A 15,629-nucleotide genomic window follows, 5' to 3' on the forward strand; every position below is an offset into this window, starting at 1 on the left:
AATGAGTATCAATTTACACGCTGATGGACCCAGTAAAGCTGGTGTTAAGCATAAACGAATGCGAGCGATGTGGTCCGATAAGGCCCGTGATAAAGTTTTTCTAGATAGTATGCGTTAGCCCTGGGGGCCGGGGGAGAGGGGGATCCGTGCATCTCGTGATACACACTTGCATCAGTGGTCTGCTGCAGAAGTGGTGCTGATCGGCTATCTTCCTGTAATTTAGGTTAGATGCCCAGTAATTCAGGTAAGTGGGAATCACCGATTAGTAGCGACTTTTACACCATGCCCAAGATCACTCATTTCGAATCCATCAAGCAGTATTGCGACTTCAACAACCAGGGTCTGCTTCACCCGCAAATAGCCCTGGTTGATCTTTCGCTGGCAGCGCCGCGTAAACTTCAGCGGATGCAGTTCAATTTTTACCTCGTATTCCTTAAAGAGATCAAGTGTGGCAACTTGCGCTATGGGTGCAATAGCTACGATTACGACGAAGGAACATTAGTCTTCCTTGCTCCCGGTCAAGTGATCGGGGAGGCGGGTAAAGAGATATATCAGCCCATCGGTAAGGCACTGGCGTTTCACCCGGACTTCCTCATCGGAACCGATCTGGCCGGAAAGATGGATGACTATTCTTTTTTCAGCTACGAGGCCAACGAAGCGCTTCACCTCTCGGAACGCGAACGCGGCTTTATTGAAGACAGCTTATCTAAAATCAACCGGGAGCTGGAACAGGCCGTCGATAAGCATACGAGAAGGCTACTCGTCAGCCATTTGCAGTTGTTTCTGAACTATTGCACACGCTTTTATGACCGGCAATTTATTACGAGGGCGAACGCCAATAGGGGAGTGCTGACCAAATTCGAGGCCCTTCTCAGTGAATACTTCCGCTCAGGCCAGGCGGAGGCTGAAGGTTTAGCGTCCGTCGCGTACTTTGCGGAGCGTCTTCATCTTTCTCCAAATTATTTCGGAGACCTGATCAAAAAGGAAACGGGGATATTAGCTCAGGAACATCTCCAGCAAAAGTTGATCCGCATCGCGAAGGAAAGGTTACACGATCCGGAGAAAAGCATCTCTGAAGTCGCCTACGGCCTGGGGTTCAAATACCCCCAACACTTTACCCGACTGTTTAAAAAGGTAGTAGGAATGACTCCGGGAGATTATCGGAAAGTCGGCTGAACCCTACCAAAATAAATACTGCAAAATCGATTATTATGTTATCTCGTATTTTCATCAATTCCTGTTTCCTGATGATTTTCATCAGCGCTGCTGCCTGCCAGACTCCCACCAGTGTAAGTAGTGGAGAACAGAGCCCCGAAAAAATTGCTCAAACCGAAAAGCAAATCCGACAGCTCTCCGCCGATAAATGGCAATGGATGGCTGACAAACAGGTAGACAAGCTCGCTGAGCTTTTTGACGATTCAGCCAAGTTCGTACACATGAGTGGAAGCTGGAACAAAGACAGGGAACTGGAGATCATCAAAACCGGAAGTATCTGGTACAAAAATGCCGAAGTACACGACGTGGCCGTAGAAGTATCCGGCAACACCGCCGTACTCTGGAACCGTATCACTCTCGAGGCATTTGTACGAGGGAGCACCGTTTCCAACGAGTTTACCGTTACCGAGGTGTACCAACGCAAAGGGAGAGACTGGAAGATGCTGGCTTTTACGTTCAGCAACGTACGCGACACGCACAAAATCGAGCAATAGAGATCCGGCAGATAGTGTAAACCTCAACCTGATTTGGTTCCTCCGTTGGTTTTCGACAACTTGACACAAGTTGAACTCTGTATGGCTACTATTGATTTGGCGATAAACGGCAAGAAGCGAAGTGTCGACGCAGAACCCGATACTCCCTTACTCTGGGTGCTACGCGACGAGCTTCAACTGGTTGGCATCGGTAATGCTTTTTTCGGAAAGATGACCTTTACCGACGGAAAACCGGACAAGACCAATTTTGATGCCTACCGGATGATCCGGATGAGTGAAGCCCCGAAGAAAATAGACGTTCATTTTGTGCCGAGAGAAGTCGCTCCTACAGGACTGGGAGAACCACCGTTCCCTCCGGTGTTCGGAGCGGTGGCCAATGCAATTTATAAAGCCACCGGAGCGCGCAGGTATCAGCAACCGTTTCTGGAGGAAAATTGAAGGGATAAACGCTACGCGAATCTGTATTACAGAGGAGGAGAAGTCTCTTTACGGAGTTGATTGCTGCTCTCATCCAGAGGGATTACCAGGACCGGGGCGCAGCTGACGTCCAGCAGACCGGAAATCTCGGATTTCAGCAGTAACCGCATCAGAAAATTACGGGAGTGCCGCCCAAGGATCAGCAAATCGATCTCTTTCTCCAAAGTATAATCCAGCAGGACGTTGGTGATGTCACCCTGGGGAAGAAATTTGAAGTCGACGTCGTAGTCAGGGAAAGCCTTAGTCAATATAGACTGCATCAGGTTGTTTTCAATTGTTTCTTCAACCAAAGACTCCGGATACATTACGTGAGCGAAACTCATTTCCAGAGAGAGCGCTTTACGTAAAAATCCGGTCTTAGCGCTCAACTGAATCAGTGCATCAGGTTCATCGAACGCAATTGCGGCACTTTTAATGGCAGGGACACCAGCAATCTTAGGAATCAGCAGAACCGGGCAGTCGGCCCGCATGGCTACTGCTCTCGCTACACTGCCGAATACAGGACTAACCCTGCTCGACAAACCGGTTCCTACGCCGCCCATCACGATAAGGGCCACGTCTTCGCGGCGGCTTTGCTTCACAAGTTCATTGATGGCACTACCAATTATTTCCCTGGTCTTGATTAGAGGGACATTGCCATTTCCGTCTCTCGTTCCCGTAAACGTTACGGGATCCGCATGATTGAGTACGAACTGTTCCAGCATGTCTTTGACCCTGGCGCGAACCCTGGCACTTCCTTTGACAACTACAAAGTCCTGATCACCATCGTAGCCATCGTAGATGTGAACTGCTTCCAGGTCATATCCGGTAGAATCGGCTATTTGACAACCAAAACGCAGGGCATCAGCGGACGTAACTGAAAAGTCTATCGGGACGATTATTTTGTACATAACAGTAGTGGTTTTGTTATGCTAAAACTAGTCCTTGCCTATAGCTGATGTAATGATGAAGATCATATCTATCAATGATTCTGTCGTTGCCGGGTAGGGGAGGACAGCGGTACTTTTACTAAAAGGAATGAAGCGATGGAACAATTATACCTGCAATCAAAAAGTGGAGGACAGCCACGGACAATCCGGAGGGTCAGGAGAAAACTCCGCAAGATTAACGGTGTTGTGGCAGTCGACGTAGCTTCTTCAGGTACCGTTCGGCTGAGTTGGGATCCTGAGCAAACGGATCAGGCATCAATCCTGAAAGCGGCTAAAACGGCAGGACTTAAAGAAATCAATCAGCCGAAGGATCCACAGAATGCTCAGGAACAAGATAGTATTCCCCGGTCGTTGCAGTTTTTCGGAGAGAAAACCGAACTGTACTTCGCCGCGATCAGTGGCTGTTTCTGGGGTGCCGGCATAATTTTCACTTATCTGATCGACGTCAGAGAGGCCATCCCCTTGATCTTGTTCATCGCAGGAGCATTCTTTGGTGGTTTCTTCACCTTCATTACAGCAGGCCGTGACCTGCTTCAGGGAAGATTCGAAATTGACTTCCTGATGCTTTTCGCCGCAGTAGGAGCTGCAGCCCTGGGAAAATGGGGAGAAGGAGCACTCCTGCTGTTTCTTTTCAGTTTAGGGCATGCGCTTGAACACTACGCGATGAAAAGAGCAAGGAGGTCGATCGCAGCGCTCTCGGACCTCGCACCAACCCTGACGCTGGTTAAACGGGCGGGCAAAATTACAGAAGTCAATGTCGATCAATTAGAAACGGGTGATATTGTTGTGATCAAACCGAATTCTAAAATTACCGCGGACGGGGTGGTGGCGGGCGGAAATTCTGCTGTGAATCAGGCTCCGATTACCGGAGAGAGCGTTCCTGTAGACAAATATGCTCTTAGCACTTGGGAGTCTCAGAAGGACATCAATAAAATAGCACCACAGCACCGGGTCTTTGCGGGCACGATAAACGGAAATGGGGTGCTCGAAGTAATGGTGATGCGTAAAGCAGAAGACACCACGCTGGCCAGACTCATCACGCTTGTGCAAGAGGCGGAGACCCAGAAATCTCCGACGCAGCACCTGGCCGATAATTTTGAGCGCTACTACGTACCGGGGGTCCTGGTCGTAGTCACAGCTCTGCTGGGAGCATTCCTGGTTATTGACGAGACATTCCAGCAGAGCTTTTACCGCGCTATGTCCGTTCTGATTGCCGCATCTCCGTGCGCACTGGCCATCTCCACGCCCAGTGCAGTTCTTGCGGGTATTGCACGTGCGGCAAGGCAAGGAGTGCTCATAAAGGGAGGCAGGCCGTTGGAGGACCTCGGTAAAGTTTCTGCCCTCGCTTTCGATAAAACCGGAACCATTACCGAAGGCCAGCCAACCCTTACCCATATGATCCCATTCGGAAGTGCCGACAGAACAGACTTGCTCAGTGTTGCGATTGCCGTTGAAGACCTCAGCGATCACCCGCTTGCTGCTGCTATCGTAAAGGGAGCGAAGCAGGAGATCGGTAATACCACTATTGAACCTGCGACCAAAATCACAGCACTCACCGCTCGTGGTGTAAGCGCGGTCTGGAAGGGTGAAAAAGTGCACATCGGTAACCGGAGACTGATGCAGGAAATAACCGGCAACGAAATTCCGGCAGAGATGGAGAGAACCATGAACGAACTGGAGGCAAATGGAGAAACCGCAATGATCGTTCACCGCGGTACATCTTATCTGGGCCTGATTGCTGTCATGGACGTTGCCCGGGCCGAGGCTGCCGCCACCCTGAGTAAACTCGGCAAGATGGGAATAAAGCGAATGGTGATGCTTACGGGTGACAACGAACAGGTAGCCAACGCAATCGCAAAAAATGTAGGAATCACCGAAGCCTTCGGAAGCCTGTTGCCAGAAGAAAAAGTCGCTGCAATCGAACGCTTAAGGATGGAAGAGGGGATTGTAGCAATGATCGGAGACGGTGTAAATGATGCACCGGCAATGGCCCGAAGCACAGTAGGCATAGCAATGGGTACAGCAGGTTCTGATGTGGCGCTGGAGACCGCTGATATTGCCCTCATGGCCGACAAACTCGACAACTTGCCCTTTGCTATCGGCCTTAGCCGTAAGGCCCGGCAGATCATCAAGCAGAATCTGGTCATCAGCCTCGGCATGGTGGCAATTTTAGTTCCCCTCACAATTATGGGAGCGGTTGCCATCGGGCCTGCCGTAATCGGCCACGAAGGCTCCACTATTGTTGTTGTTCTTAATGCGCTTCGGCTGTTGAGATACCAGGAGTAACAACGAAAACTTCGTTAAATGCAACTATTATGTTAAGTAGAGTTTTGCAAAAAAATTTGCCCGGTTGGTTTGTAGGGTAGGGGCAAAATGTGATTTTCCCCCTTTTTCAAATTTTGGGTGCGAAGGAAGCCGATTTCTCATTTTGAGTCTTCGGTTAGCTGTGCAAAGGATTATATCTTTCAAGAACATGCAGGTGACGCCACTTGCGCCATTGCCTGAGCAATTTAGGGCTAAGTTGGTATTTATCAATGGCCTGAGCGTCCGTCAGCAGACCTTCGGCCAGCTGTGCGAGAATGTGGAGTTTTTGCGGTACACTGTGCTTAGTTGTTCTTGTTGAAATTTTATACATCATTGTTTGTCAGTTTGTTGCAACAACAGTGTAGAGTCATTTCAGGGCGTGACCTGAAAGCCCATAATTTATGTTATGTTAAGTTAAGCAATTCCTTTTACCGGGGTAACCTTCCTGTCTGAGTCTGATCTGGTTGCTTGTACCTTCGGAGAACTAACAGTTGGTTTCAAAACGCGTCTGGCAGGTAGGTAAGCGACGCGGTATGCGTGGTGAAGTTCAGAAACAAAGAGAATAAGGCCCGTAAAAAATACGGCTCCTCTACCCTGCTGTGCACCTGCGTCTGCGCCCAAATTGACCGAGGCAACTATAGAATGCTATCCTTCCTCAATCCGGTCGATGCCCAACAACCATGCCTCCGGCATGGGGATTTTGTGGAGTTGCCTGAAATCGTACGGCACAATAACCTGCTTGGCGATCGCAACCAGACGATCGTGTTTTTCGGAAAAAATTCCGCACTCCATCCGGAACCGGTCCGGCTCTACCTGCAGCGTGCGGATGCCGATCGTTACGGTGTCGGGGTACGTAACGGGAAGAATATATTTGCAATCCTGCCAGGCAAGAATCGGCCCGGCATCTTGCCCGCTGAAGGAAGTATCCATGCCCATTTCAGTGAAGTAAGCAAGGCGGGCCGACTCCACCCACCGCATATATACGCTGTTGTTTACGTGGTTGGCTGCATCCATGTCGCCCCACTGCACGGGCAGTGAGGTTTTTACTTTAAAATCGTTTAAGGTTAGTCTGCTCATGGCCGGCAATATAGGAAAGTAGTTTGGTAGTCTCGTAGTCTTTTGTTTCCGCAAAAAAACCGGAAATTCCGAAGGGCGCGGCCGCAGGATGCAGGGCGGAGCTCAAAAGAGCAAGGTAAAACACCGAACCTTTCCGCTGTGATCATTACCTTGCCGCTAACCAGAAGCCCGGCCACCACCACAAGCCATCGAATAAAGATTATGCCCAAATACCAAGTAACCATAAACGGCCAGGAATATCCGGTAAAGGCCGATGACCTAGCAAACCTGGATGTTCTCTCCCCTGCCCCGGGGAAATACCATCTGATCCGCGATGGTAAATCTTACCACATCGAAGTTCTCGCCCTCAACATGGCTTCCAAAATGGTCACCCTGACCGTCAACGGCCGTCAGCAGAGCATGAAAATTGCCGACGAAACCGATCAGCTGGTGAAAGAACTCGGCTTCGCTGCTGTCGCCACCACAAAGTCTAAAAATATTATCGCTCCGATGCCCGGTCTGGTGCTTGACGTAATGGTCAAACCCGGTGATCAGATCACCGAAGGCACTCCCCTGCTCATTCTCGAAGCGATGAAAATGGAAAACGTCCTCAAGGCCGAAGGTGACGGCGAAGTGAAAACCATCTCCGTTGAGAAAGGCCAGGCCGTAGAGAAGAAACAACTCCTCATCGAAATCGAATAAACCGGCCAACGCAGCCTCAGGCTGCGGGCGGTCTAACGGGCTCTACGAGCGTGAGCTTACTAATGTTCGCGCCCGGAGGGCACTCCAACTGTTCGCTGCCTGAGGCTGCGTCGACCGGCCAAAAGTGCGCAAATCATGCAAACAAATTTTCCAGAAGTATCCAAGGCGGAGTGGCTCGCTAAGGTCGAAAAAGACCTGAAGGGCAAATCTTTGGACAGCCTCGATTTTGAGGTGAGTGGAGAGACGTTTTCGCCGGTGCATCACCGGGATGACCTCGCTACCCTGCCCCGCCCCGTCAGAACAACCTCCGGTTGTCGGCTCGGGGTCTTCATCGAAGTACAAGACGCCGTTTCTGCCAACAAACTTGCCTTGGAAGCCTTGAACGGCGGAGCTGATTACCTTTATTTGTACGATCCGCTATACACCACGGGCAAAGAGGGGTATCAGGAAAAGCTATACGCTGGTATACTGACCGATATCGTTGAGGTAGTTTGGCATAACCACCCCACTTCAATTGTCATTTCAGGCATAGATACCATTGCTCAGGAACTATACAACTTCTCCGGCTCTCGGGGCGAATCCACACTTTGGTTGTCTCCCGGGACTGAATACCTTACGAATATTGCGTTCTTCCGGGCAACGCGGCTTTGTGCCAGCCTCATTATGGAACACAGTTCGGAAATTACGGGGTTCAGAACGGGAGTTGTTGTCGAGGGCGACGAAAAAGACCCGAATACCGCTAAAATTCGCACAACAGCCCAAGCGATGGCCGCAATAAACGGCGGTGCGGACATTCTGATGATAAAACCGAGTGACGGCAAAGGGGACACTGCTTTTGAGCGCAGAATAGCCCGCAATGTTCATCATCTCCTTACTGAAGAATCGCACCTCACCCGGGTTGCCGATCCCGCTACCGGCAGCTATTATATTGAATCCCTGACCGATCACCTCGCCCGGAAAATATGGGCGAAATTCCAACTCGCCTTTTCAGCGTAAATGCTGAAGAACAATATCGAACCAAATGAAAAAATTACTAATTGCCAACCGGGGAGAAATCGCCCTTCGCGTAATGCGGACCGCCAAGCGCATGGGCATCGCCACCGTCGCTATCTACTCCGAAGCAGACCGTAACGCGCCCCACGTCCGCTTTGCAGACGAAGCAGTGCTCCTGGGCCCCGCCCCTTCCAACCAGTCTTACCTGGTGATGGACAAAGTCATCGCTGCGGCAAAGCAGACCGGCGCCGACGCCATCCATCCCGGCTACGGTTTCCTGAGTGAGAACGCCGAATTCGCCCGTAAGGTAGAAGCCGCAGATATCATTTTCGTAGGCCCAAAGCCCCACGCTATCGAAGTAATGGGCAACAAACTAGCTGCCAAAGAAGCCGTTGCGGACTATGACATCCCCATGGTTCCCGGTATCGAAGAAGCAATCACCGACGTGGAACTGGCAAAGAAGATTGGGGACGAAGTCGGCTACCCCATCCTCATCAAAGCCGCCGCCGGAGGCGGCGGTAAGGGCATGCGCGTCGTCGAAAACCGCGAGGAACTCCAGGAACAGATGGAGCGGGCCATCTCTGAGGCAACCTCCGCCTTTGGCGACGGGTCGGTCTTCATCGAGAAGTACGTCACTTCTCCCCGCCACATTGAGATACAGGTATTGGCCGATAGCCACGGCAACGTGGTTCACCTCTTCGAACGTGAATGTTCCGTTCAGCGGAGACACCAGAAGGTCGTCGAAGAGGCGCCGTCTGTGCCCCTGTCCGATGACATTAAAACTTGCTCTGAACCTGCGGCCGCGCCAGAAAAAGAAGCGGAAGAAGAAGAAAATCGCCCGTTTTCCCTCAAGCCCAATGGCCCCAAAAGCCTGCGTGATCGTATGGGCGAAGCTGCCGTTAAGTGTGCTAAAGCCTGTGATTATCTGGGCGCAGGAACTGTAGAGTTCCTGCTCGACGGTGAGGGTAATTTCTACTTCCTGGAAATGAATACCCGCCTTCAGGTAGAGCATCCGGTCACCGAACTCATTACCGGCGTGGATCTGGTAGAGCAGCAAATCCTGATCGCACGCGGAGAGAAGCTGGACTTTGAGCAAAAAGATCTCAAAATACGTGGCCACGCCATCGAACTGCGCGTCTACGCCGAAGACCCGATGAACAATTTCCTGCCCAGCATCGGAACCCTCGATGTCTACCGCCCACCCTCCGGTTACGGTATCCGTGTCGACGATGGCTTCGAAGAAGGAATGGAAGTGCCGATTTATTACGACCCGATGATCGCCAAACTCATCACGTTCGGATCATCCCGCGAAGAGGCTTTAGCTAAAATGCGCGAAGCGATCGACAATTACCACATCAGAGGAATTGAGACGACGCTTCCTTTCGGTCGCTTTGTGGTCGGTCACGAAGCCTTCGTTTGTGGCGATTTCGACACCAATTTCGTGAAAAAGCACTACTCCCCCGAGGCCATCCTCGCAGAGCGCGAAGAAGAACAGAAAATTGGAGCCCTGGCGGGCGCATTGGTATTCGAGGAAGTTCTATCGCAATTGACTGTCCCCGAATAAGCAGGCCCGGCGGAAGCCGGAGCATTAATTGAACAAGCCAGCGGCACAAGCCGCCCCTACCGAAAAAGCATGGAACCAACAGACTTCACCAAGATCCCCTTCCGACGGATTTCTGCCAATGGCAGTAAATCGCACGAGCCTCATCAGACTCCTGAGGGAATTCCCGTAAAAAAAGTCTACACTCCCGAAGATCTGGAGGGGCTGTCCCATCTCGGGTACGTTGCCGGTCTTCCCCCCTACCTGCGCGGGCCTTACTCGAGCATGTACGCCGTCCGCCCGTGGACGATCCGGCAGTACGCAGGGTTCAGTACAGCCGAGGAATCGAACGCCTTTTACCGCAGAAATCTGGCGCAGGGACAGAAAGGCCTCTCCGTCGCCTTTGACCTGGCCACCCACCGGGGCTACGACTCCGACCACCCGCGGGTAACCGGTGACGTAGGTATGGCGGGCGTTGCGATCGACACGGTTGAAGATATGAAGGTGCTCTTCGATCAGATTCCACTCGATAAGATGTCGGTGTCCATGACCATGAACGGTGCCGTGCTGCCCATCATGGCGTTCTTCATCGTTGCGGCCGAAGAGCAGGGCGTTGAGCAAAAGCTGCTCTCAGGAACGATCCAGAACGACATTCTGAAGGAGTTCATGGTTCGGAATACTTACATCTACCCTCCGGCGGAGTCGATGCGGATTGTGGGCGACATTTTTGCTTACACCGCCGAGCATATGCCCAAGTTCAACAGCATCAGCATCAGCGGCTACCACATGCACGAAGCCGGAGCTTCCGCTGACATCGAGCTGGCGTACACCCTTGCCGACGGGCTGGAATACATCCGCACCGGAATGGCTGCCGGGCTGAAGATCGATGATTTTGCGCCCCGCCTGAGCTTCTTCTGGGGCATCGGGATGAACTACTTCATGGAGATTGCCAAACTGCGGGCCGGCCGGCTCTTATGGGCGGAGCTCGTGAAGGAATTCGACCCGCAAAACCCCAAGTCGATGGCGCTGCGTACGCACTGCCAGACCTCCGGCTGGAGCCTTACGGCTCAGGACCCTTTCAACAACATCGCCCGCACAACCATTGAGGCAATGGCTGCGGCTTTTGGGGGTACCCAGAGTCTTCACACCAACTCGCTCGACGAAGCTATCGCGCTGCCTACAGATTTCTCCGCGAAAATTGCCCGTGACACCCAGAAGTATCTCCAGCAGGAAACCGGCATCACGAACGTTGTCGACCCCTGGGGCGGCAGCTACTACGTAGAAAAGCTTACGGCGGATCTCGCCGATCGGGCGCGGGAGCTGATGAAGGAAGTCGAAGACCTCGGCGGTATGGCCAAAGCTATTGAAAAGGGTGTCCCGAAGCTCCGCATCGAGGAGGCCGCGGCCCGCAAACAGGCCCGTATCGACGGAGGCACAGACAAGATAATCGGCGTTAACCTCTTCCCCAACCTCGACGAAGAAGAGCAAATCGATGTTCTTGAAGTAGATAATAAAGCAGTCCGTGAAGCACAGATTGCGAAGTTGAAAAAAGTAAAAAGCGAGAGAGATGAGGGCGAGGTCGCAGGTGCACTAGACGCTTTGAGGCAGTGCGCATCCTCCGGCGAAGGTAACCTTCTCCAAAAAGCGGTCTTTGCAGCCCGCGTGCGCGCCACACTGGGCGAAATCTCCGACGCGCTTGAATCCTCCTTCGGGCGTTACCGCGCCACCAACCGCATCATATCAGGTGCTTACGCCAACGAAATGAAGCAAAACGACGACTTTCATACCGCACGGGAACTCACCCGCAAATTTGCCGAAGTTTACGGCCGTCAGCCCCGCATCATGGTCGCTAAACTCGGCCAGGACGGTCACGACCGCGGAGCGAAGGTCATCGCTTCCAGTTTTGCTGACATAGGCTTCGACGTAGACGTAGGTCCCCTCTTCCAAACACCGGAAGAAGCCGCCCGCTCCGCGGTCGAGAACGATGTACACATCCTCGGAATCTCCTCTCTCGCCGCCGGACACAAAACGCTCGTGCCTCAGGCCATTGCAGCCCTTAAAGCGGAAGGCGCAGAGGACATCATGGTCGTTACCGGCGGTGTAATCCCCGAGCAAGACTACCAGTTTTTGTACGATCACGGCGTGGCGGCAATCTTTGGCCCCGGTACTGTCATTGCCAAGGCGGCCGCAGCAATCCTCAGGATTATGCTGCCTTAGTCTTTCCCGTGGTTACCTGAACAGAACACCCCGACTCATTGACTATGAGCCGGGGTGTTCGGTATAAAACTGTGTATGCTGGGAGGTTAGGCGGCAACCTGCTGCTTACGGAGCACTTCCAGAATTACGTCAGGATCTAATCGCTTGGTGTAGTCGGCCGGCGTGAAAGCGTGGAGGATTTCTCCGTCTGCTTTGATCACGAAGGTTGCAGGCAGTGGCAATTCCCAGTCGTCGTTGCCATTGAACTTAGCAACGTCGAGGCCAAACTGACCGTAGATCTCACGAATGGAATCCGGAAGTGCGAATACCATTCCCAGTTCCCGGGCGTAGCTGTTATCGATGTCGCTCAGGACAGCAAACGAAAGATCATGCTTTTCTTTCGTGTTCAGGCTATTGTCCGGGGTTTCCGGCGTGATGGCAATCAGCTCTGCGTTCAGGGCTTCGATCTCGGGCAGGCGGTTCTGCAAGTGGGCTAGCTGAATGTTGCAGTACGGGCACCAGCCACCACGGTAAAAGGTGACAACTCCGAAAGGCTTGCCGTTCAAAGCATCTGTCAGAGAGACTTTGCTGCCGTCTACGCCGGGAAGATTAAAGCCTGGCAGCGTATCCCCTGCTTTTGGGGCACGGTCCTCGATGTGGTCATCAAGGAGGGCTTGCGTTGCGGCATCCATTTTTGCGAGGGTTTCGCCGGGGATATTGGCACGATTGGTCTGGTTGGCGGCGAGGAGCTCTTGTGTTAAAGACATGATAAGTAATTTACGGTTGGTGATAGATAAGGACTCCTAAAACCCATCGCCGCAAACTACTGTTCGGACCCATCGGAGCTTTCGACGGCAAACGACACAAAGGACAAAAATTCAGAGTAGGTCTTCCCTACCCTTGCGCCTACTGCTTATGGCCCGACCGAAGCTTTTCATACGGACGTACAGATGCTCAGGCTGGTATTTAAACCAGCCTGAGCATCTGTACGGAAAAACTCCAATTAAATACCGATTACTTACTGCGCAGAAAACGCTCGGTAAAGGTCTGGCCTTCGTAATTGAAAACAACAACGTAATGACCAGGCTTGAGCCCGCTGATATCGACTACGGACGTAGCTACCTCAAGTTCGGTTATCAGGTAACCGTTTACATCGTAAATGGCCGCGTAAGCTGAAGAGGCCAGCTCTGAATCATAACGGATGTAAAGTTGTTCGCGCGCGACGGTAGGGAATACGGTCGCGATGCCGTTCTGAGTTTCTTCGGAATTGACCGTAATCACTTCGGAATACGTAGCAGTTCCATCGAAATCCACTTGTTTGAGGCGGTAGTAGTTATTCCCAATAAACGGGGTACGATCCACGAAGCTGTAATCTGTTGCCACACTACGGGTGCCGGCACCTTCAACGAAGTCTATCGTTCTCCATTCCAGGTCTACGTCGGCGCGCTCCACCTCAAAACCAAGGTTGTTTGATTCGTTAGCTGTTTGCCAGTTCAGGAGGACGTGACTCGATTTATTAGCCGTGCCAACAAATTTGGTTAGCCCTACGGGGAGGGAACATGCTCCGTCAGCAAAATCTCCTGTCATATAATCGAATGAACAGGTAGCATTGCAATCGCCAAAGGTATCGGGGACGGTTTCCCCCGCGCAGCAACACAACTGTGCCTGTAGTGACGGTAAATAAGCGAAGAAGAATAACAGGAATATAACCTGGGACTGCAGGCGGGTAAAGTATTTCATGAGAGTGTATTGATTAAGAGTAGATTGAAACCAGCGGTCAGCAAGCCAACTTTACCAAGTGAATTAATCAGGTCTTAACCCAGAACTAATAGCTTGACAGCCTACTAACCACAACAAACATACAAAATATATGAATTAAGTTGTTTTAAATATTTGCCTTTGTGATCTTACACCTGAAAACCCAACACCTATGTCTCAAAGTATCATTGCAACCCTGATCATTGCGGTCACCTTTCTGGCCACCTACCAAGGCGAGAAGGACCGTGCCTTCAAAGAAGAGTATATTTTCTGGACCGACGGCATTCTGATCCGCAAAGAATGGCAACGGCTGATTACTTCCGGCTTCCTGCACAGTGGTTGGTGGCACTTCGGCTTTAATATGGTCACTTTATTCAGTTTCAGCTACTGGTTGGAGCTTGCTTTCGGACTGGTGAATTTCACCCTGATTTACTTTGCTTCTCTTCTGGGAGGCAGCCTGCTGGCGCTCTACTTCCACCGCAACCACGGCGACTATAAAGCGCTGGGAGCCTCCGGGGCCGTAAGTGGCGTAGTGATGGCATCCATCGTCATGATGCCAAACGCCGATCTTGAGTTCTTCTTCATCCCCTACGGGATTCCTGCCTGGGTCATCGGAATTGTCTTTATTCTGGTCTCCATCTTTGGCGTCAAAGCCCAGGCGGACAACATTGGGCACGATGCGCACCTGGGCGGAGCGATTGTCGGTACCATCATGGCGTGTGCCCTCAAGCCCCAACTAGCCATCGACAACTGGTGGATGGTACTTCTGATTATCATTCCCTGCTCCGTATTTATGTACATCGTCATCAAGAACCCCGCCGTACTCTACGTCGAGAACTACTGGGGCGAGGAAGTACACAACCTGAAAACCTACAAATTCACCAAGAAGGAAAAGCCCAGCCTCGATGAGCTGTTGGATAAGATACGGGAGGGAGGGGTTAAAAGCCTGACTTCTAAAGAAAGAAAATTACTGGATGAGTACCAGAAAAACATGTAGGAAATATCAGGTCAACGGTATTGCCTGAAAAGTAGAAGCCCCGTTGCACCACTTTTGGTGCAACGGGGCTTCTGTTTCGTTGCAGGCACAGTGCTACTCGACGATCCGCGCGCCCTCAGGGCGGGCGAAGCGACTGTCGGGAGCAGCTTCTTTAGAGAGTTTTACGTCATTAAAATAACGCGGGCCCCGTGAAGTCACGGGCAGGTTGTTTTCAGTCGTGTAAGACACCATGCTATCTGCGAGTTCTACTCCTCCGAAATCGCTCCAGGTTGGGTACTCAAGCCATTTAAAGGTATCACTCGTTTTACCGGAGTTACCCGTTACGGTGTAAGCAAGCCAGCGCATCTTCTTCGTTTCAGGATCGTAGTGCAGGCGGTAGTTGTCCTTCGGGCTATAGCCAACACCATTGTCGTAAGAGATCATGATGCCAGGATAGGTAACACCGTCAAAAACAAGCGGCTCTGCTTCTGAGTAGATGATACCAGGATCAGCGAGTACCCAAGGCATTGCGTAGAAGTAAAAACGCAGGTTTTTGTAAAACGCGGGATTCCCTTTGTAGGTAGTATCGGCGGTTACCCAAACGTTTTCGCCGTCGAAACCCATTTCGATCGGATCCTCGCCCGGCGCAGCCGGCTGCTTGATGTACTCCCGGCGGTCATACAGGTCGATGAGTTGAAACTCGTTGTCTTCGCCTTTGGGCATGTTGTAGCTGAGTTGACGAAACTCCTTCCAGCTGTCCAGGCCGCCGTGGGCATCAAGGGTAGCAACGAAGTCTGCGGGCATGCCTTCCGTTGAAGCCGTTACTTCAACCTTCTCTTCCGCTGTTTCGGGAGCCGGAGCGCCGCAGGCGCTGAAGATTATTGCCATGAATAGTGCCGCCAGAACACTGTAATTAAAATTCCTCATAATGTATGTTTTTAGATTCCTTTCTACATACACTTTAAAGGATGTAGTGTTCAGCGCGGCTT

Annotated in this window: 14 protein-coding genes and 1 pseudogene; 9 read left to right on the plus strand and 6 right to left on the minus strand. The window is 51.7% G+C overall.

Translation table 11 applies throughout. The features are described from left to right. Nucleotides 1-282 precede the first annotated feature (282 nt). The 3 genes and pseudogenes from FUA23_RS18010 to FUA23_RS18020 form a co-directional block, all read left to right on the plus strand. The gene (locus FUA23_RS18010) at nt 283-1,176 is read left to right on the plus strand and encodes a helix-turn-helix domain-containing protein (RefSeq protein ID WP_147932212.1); all 894 of its coding nucleotides are present in this window, start codon (nt 283-285) and stop codon (nt 1,174-1,176) included. Between the two features lie 35 nt (nt 1,177-1,211). Next, on the plus strand, nt 1,212-1,709 hold the full coding sequence (locus FUA23_RS18015; RefSeq protein ID WP_147932161.1) for a nuclear transport factor 2 family protein: 498 nt from the start codon (nt 1,212-1,214) through the stop codon (nt 1,707-1,709). A 183-nt stretch (nt 1,710-1,892) separates the two neighbouring features. Then, a pseudogene (locus tag FUA23_RS18020) lies at nt 1,893-2,147 on the plus strand (xanthine dehydrogenase family protein molybdopterin-binding subunit); the annotation flags it as partial. A gap of 26 nt (nt 2,148-2,173) precedes the next feature. On the opposite strand, the gene FUA23_RS18025 reads toward FUA23_RS18020, so the two are convergent. After that, nucleotides 2,174-3,076: a universal stress protein gene (locus FUA23_RS18025; RefSeq protein ID WP_147932162.1), complete on the minus strand. Its 903-nt coding sequence runs from the start codon at nt 3,074-3,076 to the stop codon at nt 2,174-2,176. A gap of 135 nt (nt 3,077-3,211) precedes the next feature. Here FUA23_RS18025 and FUA23_RS18030 point away from each other — a divergent pair, with 135 nt between their 5' ends. Next, on the plus strand, nt 3,212-5,401 hold the full coding sequence (locus FUA23_RS18030; RefSeq protein ID WP_147932163.1) for a heavy metal translocating P-type ATPase: 2,190 nt from the start codon (nt 3,212-3,214) through the stop codon (nt 5,399-5,401). Between the two features lie 154 nt (nt 5,402-5,555). On the opposite strand, the gene FUA23_RS18035 is transcribed toward FUA23_RS18030, so the two are convergent. Both FUA23_RS18035 and FUA23_RS18040 read right to left on the minus strand, forming a co-directional pair. Next, nucleotides 5,556-5,753, minus strand: coding sequence for a hypothetical protein (locus tag FUA23_RS18035; RefSeq protein WP_147932164.1), 198 nt, complete (start codon nt 5,751-5,753; stop codon nt 5,556-5,558). 311 nt (nt 5,754-6,064) lie between these two features. Further along, nucleotides 6,065-6,496 (minus strand): acyl-CoA thioesterase, encoded by a 432-nt coding sequence (locus FUA23_RS18040; RefSeq protein ID WP_147932165.1) that lies wholly within the window; start codon nt 6,494-6,496, stop codon nt 6,065-6,067. Between the two features lie 201 nt (nt 6,497-6,697). Here FUA23_RS18040 and FUA23_RS18045 point away from each other — a divergent pair, with 201 nt between their 5' ends. The 4 genes from FUA23_RS18045 (at nt 6,698) to scpA (ending at nt 11,927) form a co-directional block, all read left to right on the plus strand. After that, nucleotides 6,698-7,177 carry a biotin/lipoyl-containing protein gene (locus FUA23_RS18045; protein ID WP_147932166.1) on the plus strand — a complete coding sequence of 160 codons (480 nt, stop codon included), beginning with the start codon at nt 6,698-6,700 and terminating at the stop codon, nt 7,175-7,177. Nucleotides 7,178-7,312: 135 nt separating this feature from the next. Beyond that, on the plus strand, nt 7,313-8,173 hold the full coding sequence (locus tag FUA23_RS18050; RefSeq protein WP_147932167.1) for a methylmalonyl-CoA mutase family protein: 861 nt from the start codon (nt 7,313-7,315) through the stop codon (nt 8,171-8,173). Nucleotides 8,174-8,198: 25 nt separating this feature from the next. Next, on the plus strand, nt 8,199-9,734 hold the full coding sequence (locus tag FUA23_RS18055; RefSeq protein ID WP_147932168.1) for an acetyl-CoA carboxylase biotin carboxylase subunit: 1,536 nt from the start codon (nt 8,199-8,201) through the stop codon (nt 9,732-9,734). A 69-nt stretch (nt 9,735-9,803) separates the two neighbouring features. Next, nucleotides 9,804-11,927: a methylmalonyl-CoA mutase gene (scpA, locus tag FUA23_RS18060; protein ID WP_147932169.1), complete on the plus strand. Its 2,124-nt coding sequence runs from the start codon at nt 9,804-9,806 to the stop codon at nt 11,925-11,927. Nucleotides 11,928-12,013: 86 nt separating this feature from the next. Here the strand turns inward: scpA and FUA23_RS18065 are convergent, their stop codons facing one another. Next, entirely contained in the window at nt 12,014-12,673 is a 660-nt protein-coding gene (locus tag FUA23_RS18065) for a peroxiredoxin-like family protein (protein ID WP_147932170.1), read from the minus strand. Nucleotides 12,674-12,920: 247 nt separating this feature from the next. Continuing rightward, the gene (locus tag FUA23_RS18070) at nt 12,921-13,646 is read right to left on the minus strand and encodes a T9SS type A sorting domain-containing protein (protein WP_147932171.1); all 726 of its coding nucleotides are present in this window, start codon (nt 13,644-13,646) and stop codon (nt 12,921-12,923) included. Between the two features lie 190 nt (nt 13,647-13,836). On the opposite strand from FUA23_RS18070, the gene FUA23_RS18075 reads away from it, so the two are divergent. Continuing rightward, a complete protein-coding gene (locus FUA23_RS18075) occupies nt 13,837-14,661 on the plus strand; it encodes a rhomboid family intramembrane serine protease (RefSeq protein ID WP_147932172.1) in 825 nt (274 codons plus the stop codon). A gap of 93 nt (nt 14,662-14,754) precedes the next feature. Here FUA23_RS18075 and FUA23_RS18080 read toward each other — a convergent pair whose 3' ends face one another. Beyond that, a complete protein-coding gene (locus FUA23_RS18080; protein WP_147932173.1) occupies nt 14,755-15,567 on the minus strand; it encodes a DUF6503 family protein in 813 nt (270 codons plus the stop codon). Nucleotides 15,568-15,629: the final 62 nt, after the last annotated feature.

It is taken from the genome of Neolewinella aurantiaca, from assembly GCF_008014675.1.
Lineage (GTDB): Bacteria > Bacteroidota > Bacteroidia > Chitinophagales > Saprospiraceae > Neolewinella > Neolewinella aurantiaca.

Excerpts from the sequence above, each read along its gene's own strand:
- FUA23_RS18010 (WP_147932212.1), top strand. The coding sequence starts at position 283 with ATGCCCAAGATCACTCATTTCGAATCCATCAAGCAGTATTGCGACTTC.
- FUA23_RS18015 (WP_147932161.1), top strand. The coding sequence starts at position 1,212 with ATGTTATCTCGTATTTTCATCAATTCCTGTTTCCTGATGATTTTCATC.
- FUA23_RS18025 (WP_147932162.1), bottom strand. The coding sequence starts at position 3,076 with ATGTACAAAATAATCGTCCCGATAGACTTTTCAGTTACGTCCGCTGAT.
- FUA23_RS18030 (WP_147932163.1), top strand. The coding sequence starts at position 3,212 with ATGGAACAATTATACCTGCAATCAAAAAGTGGAGGACAGCCACGGACA.
- FUA23_RS18035 (WP_147932164.1), bottom strand. The coding sequence starts at position 5,753 with ATGATGTATAAAATTTCAACAAGAACAACTAAGCACAGTGTACCGCAA.
- FUA23_RS18040 (WP_147932165.1), bottom strand. The coding sequence starts at position 6,496 with ATGAGCAGACTAACCTTAAACGATTTTAAAGTAAAAACCTCACTGCCC.
- FUA23_RS18045 (WP_147932166.1), top strand. The coding sequence starts at position 6,698 with ATGCCCAAATACCAAGTAACCATAAACGGCCAGGAATATCCGGTAAAG.
- FUA23_RS18050 (WP_147932167.1), top strand. The coding sequence starts at position 7,313 with ATGCAAACAAATTTTCCAGAAGTATCCAAGGCGGAGTGGCTCGCTAAG.
- FUA23_RS18055 (WP_147932168.1), top strand. The coding sequence starts at position 8,199 with ATGAAAAAATTACTAATTGCCAACCGGGGAGAAATCGCCCTTCGCGTA.
- scpA (WP_147932169.1), top strand. The coding sequence starts at position 9,804 with ATGGAACCAACAGACTTCACCAAGATCCCCTTCCGACGGATTTCTGCC.
- FUA23_RS18065 (WP_147932170.1), bottom strand. The coding sequence starts at position 12,673 with ATGTCTTTAACACAAGAGCTCCTCGCCGCCAACCAGACCAATCGTGCC.
- FUA23_RS18070 (WP_147932171.1), bottom strand. The coding sequence starts at position 13,646 with ATGAAATACTTTACCCGCCTGCAGTCCCAGGTTATATTCCTGTTATTC.
- FUA23_RS18075 (WP_147932172.1), top strand. The coding sequence starts at position 13,837 with ATGTCTCAAAGTATCATTGCAACCCTGATCATTGCGGTCACCTTTCTG.
- FUA23_RS18080 (WP_147932173.1), bottom strand. The coding sequence starts at position 15,567 with ATGAGGAATTTTAATTACAGTGTTCTGGCGGCACTATTCATGGCAATA.